17 protein-coding genes are annotated in these 16,204 nt (G+C 72.0%); 9 read left to right on the top strand and 8 right to left on the bottom strand.

Annotation, left to right across the window (positions count from 1 at the left end):
• Positions 1 to 66 precede the first annotated feature (66 nt).
• Entirely contained in the window at positions 67 to 1,026 is a 960-nt protein-coding gene (locus ABT354_RS08150; RefSeq protein ID WP_351490594.1) for a LysR family transcriptional regulator, read from the top strand.
• A 149-nt stretch (positions 1,027 to 1,175) separates the two neighbouring features.
• Here the strand turns inward: ABT354_RS08150 and ABT354_RS08155 are convergent, their stop codons facing one another.
• Both ABT354_RS08155 and sodN read right to left on the bottom strand, forming a co-directional pair.
• On the bottom strand, positions 1,176 to 1,721 hold the full coding sequence (locus ABT354_RS08155) for an NUDIX hydrolase (protein WP_351490596.1): 546 nt from the start codon (positions 1,719 to 1,721) through the stop codon (positions 1,176 to 1,178).
• A 193-nt stretch (positions 1,722 to 1,914) separates the two neighbouring features.
• Positions 1,915 to 2,310, bottom strand: coding sequence for a superoxide dismutase, Ni (gene sodN, locus ABT354_RS08160; protein WP_351490597.1), 396 nt, complete (start codon positions 2,308 to 2,310; stop codon positions 1,915 to 1,917).
• 238 nt (positions 2,311 to 2,548) lie between these two features.
• On the opposite strand from sodN, the gene sodX reads away from it, so the two are divergent.
• Positions 2,549 to 3,004 (top strand): nickel-type superoxide dismutase maturation protease, encoded by a 456-nt coding sequence (gene sodX / locus ABT354_RS08165; RefSeq protein WP_351490599.1) that lies wholly within the window; start codon positions 2,549 to 2,551, stop codon positions 3,002 to 3,004.
• On the opposite strand, the gene ABT354_RS08170 is transcribed toward sodX, so the two are convergent.
• Complete coding sequence (locus tag ABT354_RS08170; RefSeq protein WP_351490601.1) at positions 2,908 to 3,537, bottom strand: CGNR zinc finger domain-containing protein; 630 nt, start codon at positions 3,535 to 3,537, stop codon at positions 2,908 to 2,910. The two genes, sodX and ABT354_RS08170, sit on opposite strands and share 97 nt — an antisense overlap.
• A gap of 162 nt (positions 3,538 to 3,699) precedes the next feature.
• Between ABT354_RS08170 and ABT354_RS08175 the strand changes: the two genes are divergently transcribed.
• Positions 3,700 to 4,389: a class I SAM-dependent methyltransferase gene (locus ABT354_RS08175; protein ID WP_502983369.1), complete on the top strand. Its 690-nt coding sequence runs from the start codon at positions 3,700 to 3,702 to the stop codon at positions 4,387 to 4,389.
• Between the two features lie 109 nt (positions 4,390 to 4,498).
• Here the strand turns inward: ABT354_RS08175 and ABT354_RS08180 are convergent, their stop codons facing one another.
• The 3 genes from ABT354_RS08180 to ABT354_RS08190 all read right to left on the bottom strand — a co-directional run bounded on the left by ABT354_RS08180 (position 4,499) and on the right by ABT354_RS08190 (position 7,317).
• Positions 4,499 to 5,266: an amino acid ABC transporter ATP-binding protein gene (locus ABT354_RS08180; RefSeq protein ID WP_351490605.1), complete on the bottom strand. Its 768-nt coding sequence runs from the start codon at positions 5,264 to 5,266 to the stop codon at positions 4,499 to 4,501.
• Positions 5,263 to 6,204, bottom strand: coding sequence for an amino acid ABC transporter permease (locus tag ABT354_RS08185; RefSeq protein WP_351490607.1), 942 nt, complete (start codon positions 6,202 to 6,204; stop codon positions 5,263 to 5,265). The genes ABT354_RS08180 and ABT354_RS08185 overlap by 4 nt, the downstream gene beginning before the upstream one ends.
• 117 nt (positions 6,205 to 6,321) lie before the next feature.
• Complete coding sequence (locus ABT354_RS08190; RefSeq protein WP_351490609.1) at positions 6,322 to 7,317, bottom strand: ABC transporter substrate-binding protein; 996 nt, start codon at positions 7,315 to 7,317, stop codon at positions 6,322 to 6,324.
• A gap of 531 nt (positions 7,318 to 7,848) precedes the next feature.
• Here ABT354_RS08190 and ABT354_RS08195 point away from each other — a divergent pair.
• Both ABT354_RS08195 and ABT354_RS08200 read left to right on the top strand, forming a co-directional pair.
• Positions 7,849 to 9,087 carry an NAD(P)-dependent malic enzyme gene (locus tag ABT354_RS08195; protein WP_351490611.1) on the top strand — a complete coding sequence of 413 codons (1,239 nt, stop codon included), beginning with the start codon at positions 7,849 to 7,851 and terminating at the stop codon, positions 9,085 to 9,087.
• 237 nt (positions 9,088 to 9,324) lie between these two features.
• Complete coding sequence (locus ABT354_RS08200; protein ID WP_351490614.1) at positions 9,325 to 10,290, top strand: zinc-binding dehydrogenase; 966 nt, start codon at positions 9,325 to 9,327, stop codon at positions 10,288 to 10,290.
• A 28-nt stretch (positions 10,291 to 10,318) separates the two neighbouring features.
• Here the strand turns inward: ABT354_RS08200 and ABT354_RS08205 are convergent, their stop codons facing one another.
• Complete coding sequence (locus tag ABT354_RS08205) at positions 10,319 to 11,167, bottom strand: PadR family transcriptional regulator (protein WP_351490616.1); 849 nt, start codon at positions 11,165 to 11,167, stop codon at positions 10,319 to 10,321.
• Positions 11,168 to 11,349: 182 nt separating this feature from the next.
• Between ABT354_RS08205 and ABT354_RS08210 the strand changes: the two genes are divergently transcribed.
• Positions 11,350 to 12,162: a hypothetical protein gene (locus ABT354_RS08210; protein WP_351490618.1), complete on the top strand. Its 813-nt coding sequence runs from the start codon at positions 11,350 to 11,352 to the stop codon at positions 12,160 to 12,162.
• Between the two features lie 44 nt (positions 12,163 to 12,206).
• On the opposite strand, the gene ABT354_RS08215 is transcribed toward ABT354_RS08210, so the two are convergent.
• Positions 12,207 to 12,389: a DUF6104 family protein gene (locus ABT354_RS08215; RefSeq protein WP_351490621.1), complete on the bottom strand. Its 183-nt coding sequence runs from the start codon at positions 12,387 to 12,389 to the stop codon at positions 12,207 to 12,209.
• 165 nt (positions 12,390 to 12,554) lie between these two features.
• On the opposite strand from ABT354_RS08215, the gene ABT354_RS08220 reads away from it, so the two are divergent.
• From ABT354_RS08220 to ABT354_RS08230, 3 genes are all read left to right on the top strand, one after another.
• Positions 12,555 to 12,995 (top strand): CU044_2847 family protein, encoded by a 441-nt coding sequence (locus tag ABT354_RS08220; protein WP_351490623.1) that lies wholly within the window; start codon positions 12,555 to 12,557, stop codon positions 12,993 to 12,995.
• Complete coding sequence (locus tag ABT354_RS08225) at positions 12,992 to 14,980, top strand: VMAP-C domain-containing protein (RefSeq protein WP_351490626.1); 1,989 nt, start codon at positions 12,992 to 12,994, stop codon at positions 14,978 to 14,980. Before ABT354_RS08220 ends, ABT354_RS08225 begins: the two co-directional genes overlap by 4 nt.
• 129 nt (positions 14,981 to 15,109) lie before the next feature.
• The gene (locus ABT354_RS08230) at positions 15,110 to 16,174 is read left to right on the top strand and encodes an AAA family ATPase (RefSeq protein ID WP_351490628.1); all 1,065 of its coding nucleotides are present in this window, start codon (positions 15,110 to 15,112) and stop codon (positions 16,172 to 16,174) included.
• Positions 16,175 to 16,204 lie beyond the last annotated feature (30 nt).

Genomic DNA, 16,204 nt, shown 5'->3' on the forward strand with positions numbered 1-16,204 from the left:
TGTCCTCCCGTGGTGCCCGGACCATGTCTCTGGTGTGACGGCTGGAACCAGACCTACTCTCTGGTCATGCAGCTCGAAGTCAGGCATCTGCGCGCCCTGTGCGCCATCGCGGACACCGGCAGTCTGCACAAGGCGGCCCGACAACTGGGCGTCAGTCAACCCTCACTGACCACCCAGCTGAGACGGATAGAGAACGCGCTCGGCGCGGAACTCTTCTGGCGCGAGCGCTCCGGCTGCCGGCCCACCCCGGTGGGCCGTGCCGTCCTCACCCGCGCCCGGCCCCTGGTGGCCGATATGACCGCCCTTGTTGTCGAGGCCCAGGCCGCCGCCGCCCGCTCCGGAGACCCGGGGCTGCGCATCGGCTCCACCGCCAGCCGCGCCCTCGCGGGCTGGCTGGGCCGACTGCGGCAACGACTGTCCGGTACCGATATCTCCCTCCATATGGACGTCTCGGCCAACTCCCTGCTGCGGATGGTCGCGGCGGGACGGCTGGACGTCGCCTTCGTCCATGAGGTGGAGGGCTGTCCACTCACCATCCCCGACGGACTCGCGGTCCGGGTCCTGGTGGAGCGGGAACCCCAGTTCGTCTGTCTGGCGCGGGACCACCCCTTCGCCGCCGCGCCCGAGGTGGAACTCGCCGACCTCGCCGAGGACCGCTGGATCGTCGACCCCACCGTCGACGGCGAGTGGGACGGACTGCGCCGGGTGCTCCATGAGGCCGGTATCGACCCGTTCATCCTCCACGGCGACTACCACACGGCCGCCTCCCTGGTCGCCGCGGGCGAGGTGGTCGCCCCCTGCCAGCCCACCTCCGGCGCCGGCGAGAACATGGCGATCCGGCCGCTGCGCGGGGACCCGCTCGCCGTCCGGCTGCTGCTGTGCACCCCTCAGGAGACCGAGCAGCGGTACGTGGAGGTGTACGAGGACCTCCTCGCCGCCTATCGCGATGTCGCCGCGGCCGCCGTGGCCTACCGGCAGTGGCTGCTGCGCCACCGCAGCCCGCTGCTGACCGCCCCCGCGGCCTGAACCCCCGGACAACCCGACCCGTACAACCCGACCCGTACAACCCCTGTACAACCCCGTACGACGTCACCCCGTACGACCCACCCCGTACGCCCGGCCGCCACCGGGCCCCACGGAGGCCACCGGGCCGCCACCCCGGGCCCGCCGGCCGCTCAGCCGCCCTCCTGGGCCTTCTGGGCCTCGTCCAGCAGCAGATAGAGCAGCCCCAGCAGACTGCCGCCGCTGACGATCTCCCGCCGGTCGATCATCCCCCGCACCTCGCCCAGCGGCACCCACTCGATCCGGTCCGACTCATTGCGCTCGACCGGAGGACCCGACCAGTGCGCGCCGTCGGCCCGGAAGACATGGTGCTCCGAGTCGGTGATCCCGTTCGCGGGCTGTGCGTACACCAGGGGCCGCAGCGGACCGGGCCGCCACCCCGTCTCCTCCTCGACCTCCCGCGCGGCCGTCTCCAGCGGGGTCTCACCCGCCTCGATCAGCCCCATCGGCAGCTCCCACCCCCAGGTGTCGGTGATGAAGCGGTGCCGCCACATCATCAGCACCCGCCCCCGGTCCACCACCGCGGCCACCGCCAGATGCCGCATCCGCACCACATGGTGCTCAAAACGGAGCCCATCGGGCTGCTGAACGTCCGCCAGCCAGAGATTGACCCAGTGATTTCCGTAGATCTGCCGCTCTCCGTGGACCGTCCAGCGCATCCCGACTCCTTGTGATCGCGGCGCCGTTTCCGGTGCCGGCCCCCACTCTCCCCGCTCCCGGCCGACCCTCGGACCCGCCTCACCCGGGTGGAGCAACCACGGACCGCGGAGGACGGGGCCGCCGGGACAACGGAGAGCGGCCCGGCCCCCGACAGGGGACCGGGCCGCTCCGGCCACGCGGAGAGAAGGCAGCTCAGCCCTTCTTCGTCTCCCAGAAGATGCGGTCGATCTCGGCGATCAGCTCCAGCGCCTTCTCGCCCGTCTTCGGGTCGGTGGACGCCTTCGCGGCCGAGAGGGCCTTCAGGGTGTCGTTCACGAGCGTGTGCAGCTCGGGGAACTTCTCGAAGTGCGGGGGCTTGAAGTAGTCGCTCCACAGCACCGAGACATGGTGCTTGGCCAGCTCCGCGCGCTGCTCCTTGATGACCGTCGCGCGGGCCCGGAAGTGCGGGTCCTCGTTGGCCAGATACTTCTCCTGCACGGCCTTGACCGATTCGGCCTCGACACGGGCCTGGGCCGGGTCGTAGACACCGCAGGGGAGGTCGCAATGGGCGCTGACCTTGACCTTGGGGGCAAACAGACGGGAGAGCATAGGCGCCGTCCTTCCTCGTGATCGTCTTCTCAGGTGGGACATTACTCCGTGAGAGAGCCGATTTCGCGAGCGCCCCCTGATGCTTAGGCCGAAAGTCCGGGACGGTATCGGACCGACGGCCGATCCCCCGTGCCGGTCACCCGGCGGCCCGGACCGGCTGCCGGCGGAAGGCCCCGCGCCGCCGCCCCGGGAAGCTCCCGCGCGGCGGCCTTAGGGTGGTGCCGGGAGGTGGGTGCGCATGACCGAGTACGGGCGGGAGCCGACGGCACCCCCGGCGGCCGGGACGTCCACGGAGCCCCTGGTGCCCCTCGGGGTCGCCGAGGTGACCGGGCCGTCCATGTACCCCACCCTCCGCCACGGCGACCGGCTCCTTGTGCGGTACGGCGCCCCCGTGCGGCCCGGCGACATCGCCGTGCTGCGCCATCCGTTCCAGCAGGATCTGCTGATCGTCAAACGGGTCGTGGAACGGCGCCCCGCCGGCTGGTGGGTGCTTGGGGACAACCCCGGCGCCGAAGGGGACAGCCGGAGCTTCGGCGCGGTCCCCCCACAGCTGCTCCTCGGCCGGGTACGGGCGCGCTACCGCCCCCGCGACCCGGATCAGCGCTCGGTGGGCGCGCTGCTGTCCTGGCTCTGCTCGGCGCTGCGCCCGGTGGTCCGCGACCGCTCCGCCTCCAGCCGCTTGCGCGCCCGGTAGGCCGCCACATTGGCGCGGGTGGCGCACCGGTCCGAGCAGTAGCGGCGGGAGCGGTTGGTGGAGGTGTCCAGATAGGCGTTGCGGCAGGGGGCGGCCTGGCAGAGGCCGAGCCGGTCGACGCCGTGCTCGGTGAGATGGAAGGCGAGCCCCATCGCGGCGATGGCCGCGTACCCGGCGGTGGCGTTGGAGGGGTGGTCGGCGAGGTGCATGTGCCACTTGGGGCGGCCGTCCTCGTCCCGGAAGTCGTGCCCGGAGATCTGCGGGCTGACGGGGAACTCCAGCAGCAGCGAGTTCAGCAGGTCGACGGCGTGGCTCTCGTCCCCGGCGTCCGCCGCCGTGAAGACCGCCCGCAGCCTTCCCCGTACCGAACGGAAGCGGGTGACATCGGCGTCCGTGGCCCGGCGGGCGGCCTGCATGGAGGGGCCGAACAGCTCCCGTACCGCGTCGACGGAGGTGAGGGAGTCCTTGTTGCGGCCGGGCTCCTCGGTGTTGACCAGGCGTACGGCATAGTCCGAGTAATAGACCAGTTCCACTTGTAGTCCTTACCGGGGGCGTTGACAGTGCTGACAGGGAGGCGTAATAGTCGTTCCTCATTGCAGGGTATTACGAGTGGAGGGGTTCCGGTGACGGAAACGGCGCACGGCACGGACTGGCGGGCCTGGCAGGAGAGCTGGGACCGGCAGCAGGAGTGGTACATGCCGGACCGTGAGGAGCGGTTCCGGGTGATGCTGGACATGGTGGAGGCCACCGTGGGCCCCCGGCCCCGGGTGCTCGACCTCGCCTGCGGTACGGGAAGTATTACGGACCGGCTGCTGCGAAGGTTCCCCGAGGCCGAGAGCGTCGGTGTCGACCTCGACCCGGCCCTGCTGACCATCGCCCGGGGCACCTTCGCCGGGGACGGGCGGGTCACCCTGGTCGAGGCGGACCTCACCGACCCCGGCTGGACGGAGGCGCTGCCGCACCGGGAGTACGACGCGGTGCTCACCGCCACCGCCCTGCACTGGCTCTTCTCCGGTCCGCTCGCCACGCTGTACCGGCGGATCGCGGGGGTGGTCCGGGAGGGCGGGGTGTTCCTGAACGCGGACCACATGGTCGACCTCACCACCCCGCGGATCAACGCCGCCGAGCGGGACCGGCGCCATGCCCTCCAGGCGCGCGCCAAGGAGGCCGGCGCGCTGGACTGGGCCGACTGGTGGGCGCTGGCCGGGAAGGATCCGGTGCTGGCCGTGCCCACCGCCCGCCGGTTCGAGATCTACGGGGAGCACGCCGACGGGGACACCCCCTCGCTCGCCTGGCACACCGAGACGCTGCGGACGGTCGGCTTCGCCGAGGCGCGGGCGGTCTGGGCCTCGCCCACCGACACCATGGTCATGGCGGTGCGCTGACCGGGCGGCCGGCCCCGGGCACGGCGAAGGGCGGTACGGATCTCCCGTACCGCCCTTCGCGCTGCGTCCCGTACCCGGTCCGGTTCGTCCCCGGCCGGAAGGCCGTGGATCAGAGGACCTTGGACAGGAACGACTTGGTCCGGTCGTGCTGCGGGTTGGTGAGCACATCGCGCGGATGGCCGGCCTCGACCACCACCCCGCCGTCCATGAAGACCAGCGCGTCGCCGACCTCGCGGGCGAAGCCCATCTCATGGGTGACGACCACCATCGTCATCCCGTCCTCGGCCAGTCCGCGCATCACATCGAGGACATCGCCGACCAGCTCGGGGTCGAGCGCCGAGGTCGGCTCGTCGAAGAGCATCAGCTTGGGCTCCATCGCCAGCGCGCGGGCGATGGCCACCCGCTGCTGCTGGCCGCCGGAGAGCTGGGCGGGGTAGTTGCCCGCCTTGTCGCCGAGGCCCACCCGGTCGAGCAGCTGAAGGGCGCGGGCCCGGGCCGATGCCCTGGACTCGCCCCTGACCTGGACCGGTGCCTCCATCACATTCTCCACCGCGGTCATGTGCGGGAAGAGGTTGAACTGCTGGAAGACCATGCCGATGTCCCGGCGCTTGAGGGCGACCTCGCTGTCCTTCAGCTCGTACAGCCGGTCACCCTTCTGGCGGTAGCCGACCAGCTCGCCGTCGACGTAGAGCCGGCCGGCGTTGATCTTCTCCAGATGGTTGATACAGCGGAGGAAGGTCGACTTCCCGGAGCCGGAGGGGCCGATCAGACAGAAGACCTCGCGCGGGGCGACCTCCAGGTCGATGCCCTTGAGGACTTCGATCGCGCCGTAGGACTTGTGGACGCCCTCCGCCTTGACCATGGCGTGACCGCTCATGCGGAGACTCCCTTCGGGCGGCGCACGGAGAACACCGACGACTTGATCTTCTGGAACGGGGTCGGCGGCAGATTCCGGGTGGAGCCGCGGGCGTAGTACCGCTCCAGGTAGTACTGGCCCACGCTCAGGATGGAGGTGAGGACCAGATACCAGGCGGCGGCGACAAAGAGCATCTCCACCGGGGCGCCGGAGGTCTGGCCGATGTTCTGGGCCTGCCGCAGGAGTTCGGTGAACTGGACGACGGCCACCAGGGAGGTCGTCTTCAGCATATTGATGACCTCGTTGCCCGTCGGCGGCACGATCACCCGCATCGCCTGCGGGATCACGATCCGGCGCAGGGTCTTGGCGTGGCTCATGCCCAGCGCGTGGGAGGCCTCGGTCTGGCCCTCGTCCACCGAGAGCAGACCGGCACGGCAGATCTCCGCCATATAGGCGGCCTCATTGAGCCCGAGCCCCAGCAGCGCGGTGAGGAGCGGGGTCATGAAGTCCGACCACTCGTCCTGGTAGAAGCCGAAGTTGACGGTCTCGAAGACCAGGCCCAGGTTGAACCAGACGAAGAGCTGGACCAGGACCGGGGTGCCCCGGAAGAACCAGATGTAGAACCAGGCGATGGAGGAGGTGACGGGGTTCTTGGAGAGCCGCATCACGGCCAGCAGGATGCCGCCCACGATGCCGATGGTCATCGAGAGCACCGTCAGGAACAGGGTCTCCTTGACGCCGTCGATGATCCGGTCGTCGAAGAAGTAGTCGGGGACGGCACCCCAGTTGATCCTGCCCTGGGAGAAGGCATAGACGATCGTCCCGAAGAGGCCGATCGCGACCACGGCGGAGAGGTATCGGCCGTAGTGGCGGACCGGAATGGCCTTGATGGCCTCGGGTCCGGCGGGGGGCGGCGGGGGCGCGTCGTCGGGGCCCGTCTTTCTGAGGTCGGCAGTCACAGGGAGCCTTGAGCCTTTCGATGGCGAGTGGGATACGGGGCCGGGGCCGGTGGGATACGGGCCCGGGGCCCCGGCCGCGGACCGGGCCGCCGAGCGGTGGCGGCCCGGTCCGGGGCGTCAGGAGCCGCCGTTGACCTTGGCCTCGGTCACCGCGCCCTCGGCGACGCCCCACTTGTCGACGACCTTCTTGTACTCGCCGTTCTTGATGATCGCTTCCAGTGCCGCCTGGATGGCGTCCCGCAGCTGGGTGTCGTCCTTGGCGATGGCGATGCCGTACGGGGCGGCCTCCACCTGCTCGCCCACCAGCTGGAAGTCCTTGCCGCCGCCGGAGTTCTTCACCGCGTACGCGGCCACCGGGAAGTCGGCGGAACCGGCGTCGGCGCCGCCCGCGCGCAGCCGGGTCTGGGCCTCCAGGTCGTTGTCGTACGCCTCGATGGAGATCTTGCCCTTGGAGCCGCACTTCTTGCTCTGGTCCTTGGCGAGGTCCTCGGAGACCGTGCCGCGCTGGAGGGCGATCTTCTTGCCGCAGAGGTCGGCCCAGGTGGTGATCCCCTGGTCCTTGCCCTTCGGGGTGTAGATGGAGACACCGGCGGTGAAGTAGTCGACGAAGTCGATGCCCTCGCCGACCTTCTTGCCGGTCTCGGAGTCCACACCGTTCTGCCGGTCCTTGGTGTCCGTCATGGCCGACATGGCGATGTCGTACCGCTGCGAACGCAGACCCGTGATCAGGGTGTCGAAGGTGCCGTTCTGGAACTCGAACTTCACCCCCAGTTCCTTGCCGAGGGCGTCGGCGATATCCGGGTCGATCCCCACGGTCTTGCCCGAATCATCCTTGAATTCAACCGGTGGGTACGCAATGTCCGAACCGACCCGGATCACTCCCTTGTCGCGGATGCTCTGCGGCAGCATCGCGTGGAGCTTGTTCCCGCTTTCGGCCGACGCGGCATCCCCGGGGGTGACCTTGTCGCTCGGTTCGTTCTTGTCCGTCTGGTCGCCGCAGCCGGTCAGCAGCAGGGCGCCGGCGACCGCGATGGCGCCGACCGCGGCGATCCGGGAGTTCACGGGCTTCCGGGTCCCCCGGGCGGTCTTCAGGCGCGTGGTGCGTGCGGTCATGTGGTTGTCCTCCGGCGTGTCAGGGAGCTGCCATTTCCTGGTCGTAACCCGATCGCGTCCTCGTCGTCGAGGGGTGCGACCTTGAGTGTTTTCGGCATCTTGCCATTCGGACTAGCCCGTTCAGGGGGCCAAGCATGTCAAAATCGGGTAACGGGACACCCCCGGCCTCCGTGTGTCCGGTCCCACATGACCGGACCTTTCACGGGAATGCCCGCTTCCGACCGGAAGTTCTTCGGCATGTAGCGTGTTGCGGACCAGAAAGAAGGTGCGTAGCCGACGTGTCCTGAAATCGGAGACGAGTCATGTCAGCTGTGGATATTGGACTCGTCCCCGGCGGTCAGGTCGGGTAAGAAGGATCCTTGCACCCCTCATCCGGGGCTCAGGGCACGTGTGCGGCGTGCCCGCGTGTCCGTTCCATCCCCCCGCCAGGCGGCTCAACCGCGACGGCGGGGCACGGACACGGTGCCCGCCCACCCCTCCTTGACCAGGAGCGGAAACCCTCGACATTGAAGAAACAAGGGGTCACTACAGATGGCAGCGGAGATCGTCAATCCACCGAGCGGCAGCGAGAGCGCCGAAGAGGACACCCAGGGCGGCGCGGAGAGCGCTCCCCAGGAGCCCTTCGATCCGGCCTTCGCCCTGCACCGGGGCGGCAAGATGGCCGTGCAGGCCACGGTGCCGGTCCGGAACAGGGACGATCTGTCCCTCGCCTACACACCCGGTGTCGCCAAGGTGTGCAGCGCTATCGCCGAACAGCCCGAGCTGGTCCATGACTACACCTGGAAGTCGCAGGTGGTCGCGGTGGTCACGGACGGCACCGCGGTGCTCGGCCTCGGTGACATCGGCCCGGAGGCATCGCTCCCCGTGATGGAGGGCAAGGCGATCCTCTTCAAGCAGTTCGGCGGCGTGGACGCGGTCCCGATCGCGCTCGCCACCACCGACACGGATGAGATCGTCGAAACCGTTGTCCGTCTCGGCCCGTCCTTCGGTGGGGTGAATCTGGAGGACATCTCGGCCCCGCGCTGCTTCGAGATCGAGCGCAGGCTCCAGGAGCGGCTGGACATCCCGGTCTTCCACGACGACCAGCACGGCACCGCGGTGGTGACCCTCGCGGCCCTGCGCAACGCGGCCAAGCTCACCGGGCGGGAGCTGGGCTCCCTGCGCGCGGTGATCTCCGGCGCGGGCGCGGCGGGTGTCGCCATCGCCAAGTTCCTGCTGGCGGCCGGGGTCGGCGATGTGGCCGTGGCCGACCGCAAGGGCATCGTCAGCCGGGACCGCGAGGACCTGAACCCGGTCAAGCGGGAGCTGGCCGAGCTGACCAACCGGGCCGGGCTCACCGGCTCGCTGGAGTCGGCGCTGGCGGGCGCGGATGTCTTCATCGGCGTCTCCGGTGGCACCGTGGCCGAGTCGGCCGTCGCCTCCATGGCCCCGGGCGCCTTTGTCTTCGCCATGGCCAACCCCACCCCGGAGATCCACCCCGATGTCGCGCACAAGTACGCGGCCGTGGTGGCCACCGGGCGCAGCGACTTCCCCAACCAGATCAACAATGTGCTGGCCTTCCCCGGCATCTTCGCGGGCGCGCTCCAGGTGCGGGCGGCCCGGATCACCGAGGGGATGAAGATCGCGGCGGCCACTGCGCTGGCCGATGTGATCAGCGATGAACTCTCCGCCGACCATGTGATCCCCTCGCCCTTCGACGAGCGGGTCGCCCCGGCGGTGACGGCCGCGGTGGCCGCCGCCGCCCGCGCCGAGGGCGTGGCCCGGCGCTGAGCCGGGGTGTTCCGGCACCGGACGGGCCCCGCCACGCGGCGGGGCCCGTTCCGCTGTCCGGGGACGGCCCCGCGGCGGGTGCGGGGGCGGTACGAGGCGGTGCGGTACGGGGTGGTGGGTCCGGGCCCCGCGTGCCCCGGGGCGCGATGGGGTCCGGGCCCGGTGAGGTCCGGGGCGCGGCGTGGGTCACACCCCGGCGTCGTTCCGTCACCCGCCGACGCGGCCTAGGGTCGGGCCATGTTCGCCGCCTATGCCGCCCGTATCGACCGTGACGACCCGCTCGGGGGACTGGAACTCGGGGAGCGTCCCGCCCCGGTGGACCGGCCGGGCTGGACCACCGTGACGGTCCGTGCCGCCTCCCTCAACCACCATGACCTCTGGTCCCTGCGCGGGGTGGGACTCCCCGCGGAGCGGCTGCCGATGATCCTCGGCTGTGACGCGGCGGGGGTCGACGCCGAGGGGCGGGAGGTGGTGGTGCACTCCGTCATCGGCCAGACCGGCCATGGTGTCGGCCCGGACGAGCCGCGTTCCATCCTCACCGAGCGCTATCAGGGGACCTTCGCGGAGCAGGTCTCCGTACCGGCGTGGAATGTGCTGCCCAAGCCGCCGGAGCTGAGCTTCGCGGAGGCCGCCTGTCTGCCCACGGCCTGGCTCACCGCGTACCGGATGCTCTTCACCAACGCCGGGGTACGGCCCGGGGACTCGGTCCTGGTGCAGGGCGCGGGCGGGGGAGTGGCCACCGCCGCGATCGTGCTGGGGCGGGCCGCCGGGCTGCGGATGTACGCCACCAGCCGCGACGGGGCCAAGCGGGCGCGGGCGGTGCAGCTCGGGGCGGTGGAGGCGTTCGCGCCGGGGGAGCGGCTGCCGCACCGGGTGGACGCGGTGATCGAGACGGTGGGGGCGGCCACCTGGTCCCACTCGGTGAAGTCGCTGCGGCCCGGGGGCACGCTGGTGATCTCGGGGGCGACCAGCGGGGACCGGCCCTCCCATGCCGAGCTGACCAGGATCTTCTTTCTGGAGCTACGGGTGGTGGGCTCGACCATGGGCACCCGGGACGAGCTGGAGGACCTGCTGTCCTTCTGTGCGGCGACGGGGGTGCGGCCGGTCATCGACGAGGTGCTGCCGCTGGACCGGGCCCGTGAGGGGTTCGTCCGGATGGAGAGCGGCGAGCTGTTCGGGAAGATCGTGCTGACGACGGGGTGAGGCCCTGACCGGCCGACAGGCCGACCGGTCAGCCGACCGTACCCGTGCCGGTGGTCCCTCCGGGGTGGGTCAGTGACGCCACGATCCCGGTGGCGGCCTCGGCGAGCCGGCGGTGGGCCCCGGCGAGCTGGGGGCCGCTCACCCCGTGGTCCCGGGCCGCGTCCCGGATGTCGTCCCGGAAGCGGTCGAGCAGCCGCTCCAGATCCCGGGCCGGGTCGCCGGTGGCGGGGATGTCCCCGGCCCAGCCGGCCCCCGCCGCCGCTTCCGTCCCCGCTTCTGTCTCCGCTTCCGCCTGAGGGGCCGTCCCGGCGGTGGCCGAGGGCTCCGGCCTCTCCTGCTCCCCCTGCTTCTCCGGCTTCTTCCGCTTCTCCGGCTCCGGCTTCTCCGTCATCCAGGCCATCCCCTGCTGGGAGAGCCCGCTGAGCCTGGCCGTCAGCTCGCTCAGCCCCTCACGGATCCCGCTGGGCCAGTCGCCCCGCGCGAAGTGGTCCTGGACCTGCTCCTGAAGCTCCCGGGTGATGCGCTGCATCTCCCGGCGGGCCTGCTGGGCGTCCTCACGGATCTCGGCGGCCAGCTCGGCGACCGCCTCCCGGATCTCCAGCTCCAGCACGGCCAGCTCCCCGCCGCGCCGGGCCAGCTCCTCGCGGCCGGTGTCGGTGAGGGAGTAGACCTTGCGCCCGCCCTCGGTGGTGTGGGTGACCAGGCCCTCCGCCTCCAGCTTGGCGAGGCGGGGGTAGACCGTGCCGGCGGAGGGCGCGTACAGCCCGTGGAAACGCTCCTCCAGCAGCCGGATCACCTCGTATCCATGGCGGGGGGACTCGTCCAGCAGCTTCAGCAGATACAGACGCAGACGGCCATGGGCGAATACGGGGGGCATCGCGGAGCACCTTTCTGCGGCCAGCTGGAACCGACGCAACATATCGCGTCTACTGCTCGATACGATATATCGCGAGTGGGCCGTGTCAAGAGGTCGCCTTCAGGGCTGTGCCGGGGACGGGTGGAGCCGGTCGCACGGCCATAAGCCGCCGTAGCGGGGCAAACTGCCCTAGCGTGAAGGATGTGACTTCCCAGAACACGACGCCCGTGGGCGCACTGCTGCTCTGCCGGGCCGAGCCCTCCTCCGTACGGCCACCCGCCCAGCTGCTGCGCGAGCGGCAGTTGCTCGCCCCGGCGGGTGAGGGCTGGAGCGTCCTGATCCCGGAGGGAAAGCCCTGGCTGGAGGCGGGGGAGCCGGTCGACCGGGTCCTCGGCGGCTGGGCCTCGGCCGTCTCGGTCGCCACCAACCGGCCGGTGCTCGCCCTCTGGTGGGACGCCGAACGGGCCGGATTCACCCTGGCCTCCGGCTTCCGCAGACCGGTGGGGTACGTCTGGCTCACCGACGGCACTCCGGCGGGCGAGGACGAGGCCATCCACACCTTCGCCGCGCGGCTGGGGCTGGACCCCGTACTCGATGTGCAGTCCCTGGAACCGCTCACCCGTGCGGACAACGCCTCGGACGCCCGTGCGCGCCTGCTCGGTCTGGTCGCGGTCCTGGCCAGGACGGGGCTGCGGCTGCCCGGCGGGCTGGCCCCCGGGGATGCGGGCGACCGGCTGCGGTCGGCCGCGCGGGGCGCGGGGGCGGAGCCGGTCGAGTGGGCGGGCTGGCGCGACGCGGTCCGGGCGGAGCTGCACGCGGTGGAGGAGGGGCTCGACCACTGGCTGCGGGAGCGCGAGCCGGTCGGCGGGGTACGGGCCCTCGGCGCGGCCCAGCTCGTGGCGGGGGTCCCGGCCCTCCTCCACGGGGTACGCCGCCACGACCCGGGCTGGCTGGTCGCGGGCGCGGCCCTGCTCCTCAACGGCGCACTGACCCTGCGGCGCGACCCCTGGCGCTGACGCCTTCCGGCGGACCCGGCCCGAGGCCGCCGGTCAGCGGCGGGTCACTCCTCGTCGTCCTCGTCGTCCAGGCGGGCCAGCCAGGTCGCCAGGCGTTCCACCGGGACCTCGAAGTCGGGGTTGAGGTCGACGAAGGTCCGCAGCTGCTCGGCCAGCCACTCGAAGGTGACCTCCTCCTCGCCGCGCCGCTTCGCCAGCTCCTCGATGCCGCGATCGGTGAAGTACAAGACATGCTCCTGGAAAGGGGTGGGGGACTACTCCTCAAGCCTACGGTGAGGGCCGGGAAGCCTACGGTGAGGGCCGGGTCGGCTCGCGCCCGCTTCCGTCCGTTCAACCGGCGCCCAGGTGCGGTACATACCGGGGGAGTTCTCCGACGAGCGGCGGGGGAAGCCATGAGCGGACGCGTCCAGCGGATCGAGCTGCCCGGGGGCGCCGTGGTGCACGCCCGGCTCTCCACCGAGGGCGGCGGATACGGCGGATACGGGGAGGACGACGAGGACGTGGGCTTCGTCCAGGCCGCCACCGCCCGGGTACGGCAGCTGGAGGAGCTGATCGCCGGGGTCGGCGCCTCGGTGCTCGCCGCCGCCTCCGCCGCCCGGCCCGACGAGGCGTCCGTCACCTTCGGGATCGAGCTGGCGGCCAAGTCCGGTGGGGCGCTCGCGGTGCTCGCGTCGGGGGAGGCCAAGACCTCCGTCCAGGTCACCCTCACCTGGTACCGGGCCGATCAGCACCCCCCGCCCGACCGGCACACGCCGCACACCCCGCCCGTACAGCGCACCCCGCACACCACCCCGGGCCCGCAAGGCTCGCAAGGCCCGCAGGAATCCCCATGAGCGACGCCGACCCCGTCATCGACGCCCTCGCCCGCGCCGCCACCGTCCAGCTGCGCGCCCTGGCCCAGGACGGCTCCGCGCTCTGGGGCACCGGCTTCTTCGTCGCCCCCGGAACCATCCTGACCTGCGCCCATGTCCTCGCCCCCCAGATACGCGGCGACCGCGCCCGGATCTTCGGCATCTGCGGCAGCGAGGTCGCCGGGGGCGAGATCCTCCCCGCCCGGCTCGACTGCTGGCTCCTCGACGGCGAGCCCCGCCCCGAGCAGCGCATCCCCGTCGCCCAGGACCTCGCCCTGGTCCGGGTCCTGGAGCCGGGCCTGGAGCACGAGTGCGTCTGGCTCAGCGACCGCACCGACCACCCCGGCGGCCGGGGCGTCGTCCAGGGATACCGCCCCGAGGACGGCGGCCGGGCCGTCCGCTGGAAGGCCACCGCCCGGGTCAATGGCTTCGACGACGACCACGGCCTCCGCTTCCGCCCCGAGACCGAGTTCCCCCCGGGTGGCTCCGGCTCCCCCGTCCTCGACGCCCACACCGGCGCGGTCGTCGGCGTCCTCAAGTCACGGCGGGCCGGGCGCGACGGCGGCACCGCCGTCGCCGTCACCGCCCTGCGCCGCTTCGGCACCGTCTACCAGCCGCTGATCGCCGGCCACGACCGCTGGCACGGACAGTCACCGAAGATCACCGGCCACAACTGGGTGGAGCGCCAGCACCAGCTCCCCGGCGCCGGGGTGCACACCGGCGGCGACCAGTGGAGCCCCCGCGACCGCCGGGAGGCCCTCGGGCTGCTCGCCACCGTCCCCCCGCCGGACGGCATCCGGCCCGTCGCCGAACTCGCCCGCAAGGCCCGGGGCGGGGTCGCCGCACCCCCCGGCCAGCTGCTCCCCTACGCCTGGCGCGACGGCCATGGACTGCTCTACGAGGCCGGCCAGCCGGTGGCCGCCATCGCCGCCCTCCACTACCTCCAGCTCGTGGTGGAGTACGAGCGCGCCCGGGGCGGGGACGCCGCCGCCCTCGCCGGCTGGGTGGACCGCCGCCTCCAGGACGTCCCCCGGATCGTCCACACCGTCGTCACCCAGGCCACCCTGCCCCCCGGCCTCACCCCCGCCCCGGTCGCCCCGGGCGATGTCCCGGCCGTCGCCCGCTACCCCCGGGCCGGCGACGGCTGCGCCGTGGTCGTGGTCGAACTCGACCAGGTGCTGGGCGCCGGACCCGCCGGGGCCCGCTTCTACTGGCGCATCCGGGTCGACGACGGGATCGATCTCAACGAACCCCTCCACGAGGACCAGACCGGCGAGGGCACCCCCGCCGGTGACCTCGTCCGCCGGCTGCGCGGCCCGCTCGCGGAGGTCTTCGCCACCGTCGACGCGCCCGGCGCCCCGGCCCCCCTGGAGGTCGCGCTGCCCGCCGACCACTTCGACACCGCCGTCCACCGCTGGCAGCTCACCGAGATGGCCCGGCTGCACCAACCGGCGTATGTCGGGGTACGGCGGACGGTGGTCCTCCGTGATATCGCCAGACGAGGCGAACCGGACCCCGTCTGGCTCCGCCGGTGGCGGGCGATGGAGCGCGCGGGAGCCCTCGTCGCGCTGCGCACGCCCCCACCGAGACAGCTCCCGAGACCCCGCCACTTCCAGGAGATGTCCGCCCGCGCCGTCCCCGTCCTCTGCCGCCCGGCGGGCAGCGGCGTCGGCCGCCGCGCCATCGGCCTGGCGCTCACCGCCGGCTGCGGGATCGCCCTCTGGCACACCGACGGCCACCCCGACCACGGGTGCGACGACTTCTGCGAACGCTTCCACGACGGCGCCGCCCGGCTCCTCGAACGGACCGCCGACCCCGTCGAACTCCCCGACCGCCTCAGACGTATCAGGGACGACATCAGCGGCACCCGCGACGGCGGCCACTGGGCCGAGTCCGTGGCCCTCCTCTACGACGACCCGGGCCGCCCCCTCCCCGCCGACGACGGCGGACCCGTGGACTCCCCATGAGGGCGCCATGAGGTGTCCCTGGGGAGAGCCGCAAGAGATCGCCGCCGTCAGCCATGGGAGGACGGGGGCGTGGGTACATAACCGGCGTTGCCCGCGTCCGGTCCCCCGACCGTCACTGAGGAGCGAGCGATGGACGACTGGCTGATCTACCGGGGCGTCGGAGCACCGGATCCCCAGCGGATACGTGCCCTGCCGCCGCCCCCGCCCTGGCGGGCCTTCTCCGGGGAGCCGCTCCCCGGCCCCGTACCCCCCATCGACGCCTCCTCGCTGCGCCGCCTCGGCGCCCGGGTCGGCGCCCCGCCCGCACAGGACTCCCGCACCCTGGAGCTGATCAACGCCGCCCTCTATCTCCGCCGCCCCCTCCTGGTCACCGGGGAGCCCGGCTCCGGCAAATCCACCCTCGCCCACTCCGTCGCCCATGAACTCGGCCTCGGCCGGGTCCTCCAGTGGCCCGTCGTCAGCCGTACCGAACTCAAGGACGGCCTCTACACCTACGACGCCATCGGCCGGCTCCAGGACGCCCAGCTCGCCGACCGCCGCCACCACCCCGGCCCCACCAGCCCTGCTGGCCCCACCGGTGACACCCCGCCGGGGAGCGGCGAGAGCGACGACATCGGCCGCTACATCCGCCTCGGCCCCCTCGGCACCGCGCTGCTCCCCGCCGAACTGCCCCGCGTGCTGCTCATCGACGAACTCGACAAGAGCGATATCGACCTCCCCAACGACCTGCTCAATGTGGTCGAGGAGGGCGAGTTCGCCCTGCCCGAGCTGGAGCGCGCCGCCGACCGCCCCGGCGGGCACGAGGTCCGCGTCCTCACCGACGACGGCCGCCGGGTCCCGGTCCGGGGCGGCCGGATCCGCTGCCACGCCTTCCCCTTCATCCTCATGACCAGCAACGGCGAACGGGACTTCCCCGCCCCGCTGCTGCGCCGCTGCATCCACCTCCATCTCGACCCGCCCCGCGACGAACGGCTCGCCGCCATGGTCCAGGCCCACTTCGGCACCGGCGCCGATGAACGCAACCTCGATCTGATCGGCCGCTTCACCAGCGAGGACGGCGACGGCGAACTCCGCCCCACCGACCAGCTCCTCAACGCCATCTACCTCACCCAGCACACCGTGCGCACCGAACCCGGCCGCCGCGAGGAGATCGCCGGGCTGCTGATGCGCCCCCTCGACACCCGCCGGAGCTGACCCGTGCCCCCGTACCGAGACCTCCCGCGG

This window comes from Streptomyces sp. NPDC000594 (assembly GCF_040299965.1).
GTDB lineage: Bacteria > Actinomycetota > Actinomycetes > Streptomycetales > Streptomycetaceae > Streptomyces.

Excerpts from the sequence above, each read along its gene's own strand:
- ABT354_RS08150 (WP_351490594.1), top strand. The coding sequence starts at position 67 with ATGCAGCTCGAAGTCAGGCATCTGCGCGCCCTGTGCGCCATCGCGGAC.
- ABT354_RS08175 (WP_502983369.1), top strand. The coding sequence starts at position 3,700 with ATGCCGGACCGTGAGGAGCGGTTCCGGGTGATGCTGGACATGGTGGAG.
- sodX (WP_351490599.1), top strand. The coding sequence starts at position 2,549 with ATGACCGAGTACGGGCGGGAGCCGACGGCACCCCCGGCGGCCGGGACG.
- ABT354_RS08205 (WP_351490616.1), bottom strand. The coding sequence starts at position 11,167 with ATGCCCCCCGTATTCGCCCATGGCCGTCTGCGTCTGTATCTGCTGAAG.
- ABT354_RS08230 (WP_351490628.1), top strand. The coding sequence starts at position 15,110 with ATGGACGACTGGCTGATCTACCGGGGCGTCGGAGCACCGGATCCCCAG.
- sodN (WP_351490597.1), bottom strand. The coding sequence starts at position 2,310 with ATGCTCTCCCGTCTGTTTGCCCCCAAGGTCAAGGTCAGCGCCCATTGC.
- ABT354_RS08155 (WP_351490596.1), bottom strand. The coding sequence starts at position 1,721 with ATGCGCTGGACGGTCCACGGAGAGCGGCAGATCTACGGAAATCACTGG.
- ABT354_RS08220 (WP_351490623.1), top strand. The coding sequence starts at position 12,555 with ATGAGCGGACGCGTCCAGCGGATCGAGCTGCCCGGGGGCGCCGTGGTG.
- ABT354_RS08200 (WP_351490614.1), top strand. The coding sequence starts at position 9,325 with ATGTTCGCCGCCTATGCCGCCCGTATCGACCGTGACGACCCGCTCGGG.
- ABT354_RS08195 (WP_351490611.1), top strand. The coding sequence starts at position 7,849 with ATGGCAGCGGAGATCGTCAATCCACCGAGCGGCAGCGAGAGCGCCGAA.
- ABT354_RS08225 (WP_351490626.1), top strand. The coding sequence starts at position 12,992 with ATGAGCGACGCCGACCCCGTCATCGACGCCCTCGCCCGCGCCGCCACC.
- ABT354_RS08180 (WP_351490605.1), bottom strand. The coding sequence starts at position 5,266 with ATGAGCGGTCACGCCATGGTCAAGGCGGAGGGCGTCCACAAGTCCTAC.
- ABT354_RS08190 (WP_351490609.1), bottom strand. The coding sequence starts at position 7,317 with ATGACCGCACGCACCACGCGCCTGAAGACCGCCCGGGGGACCCGGAAG.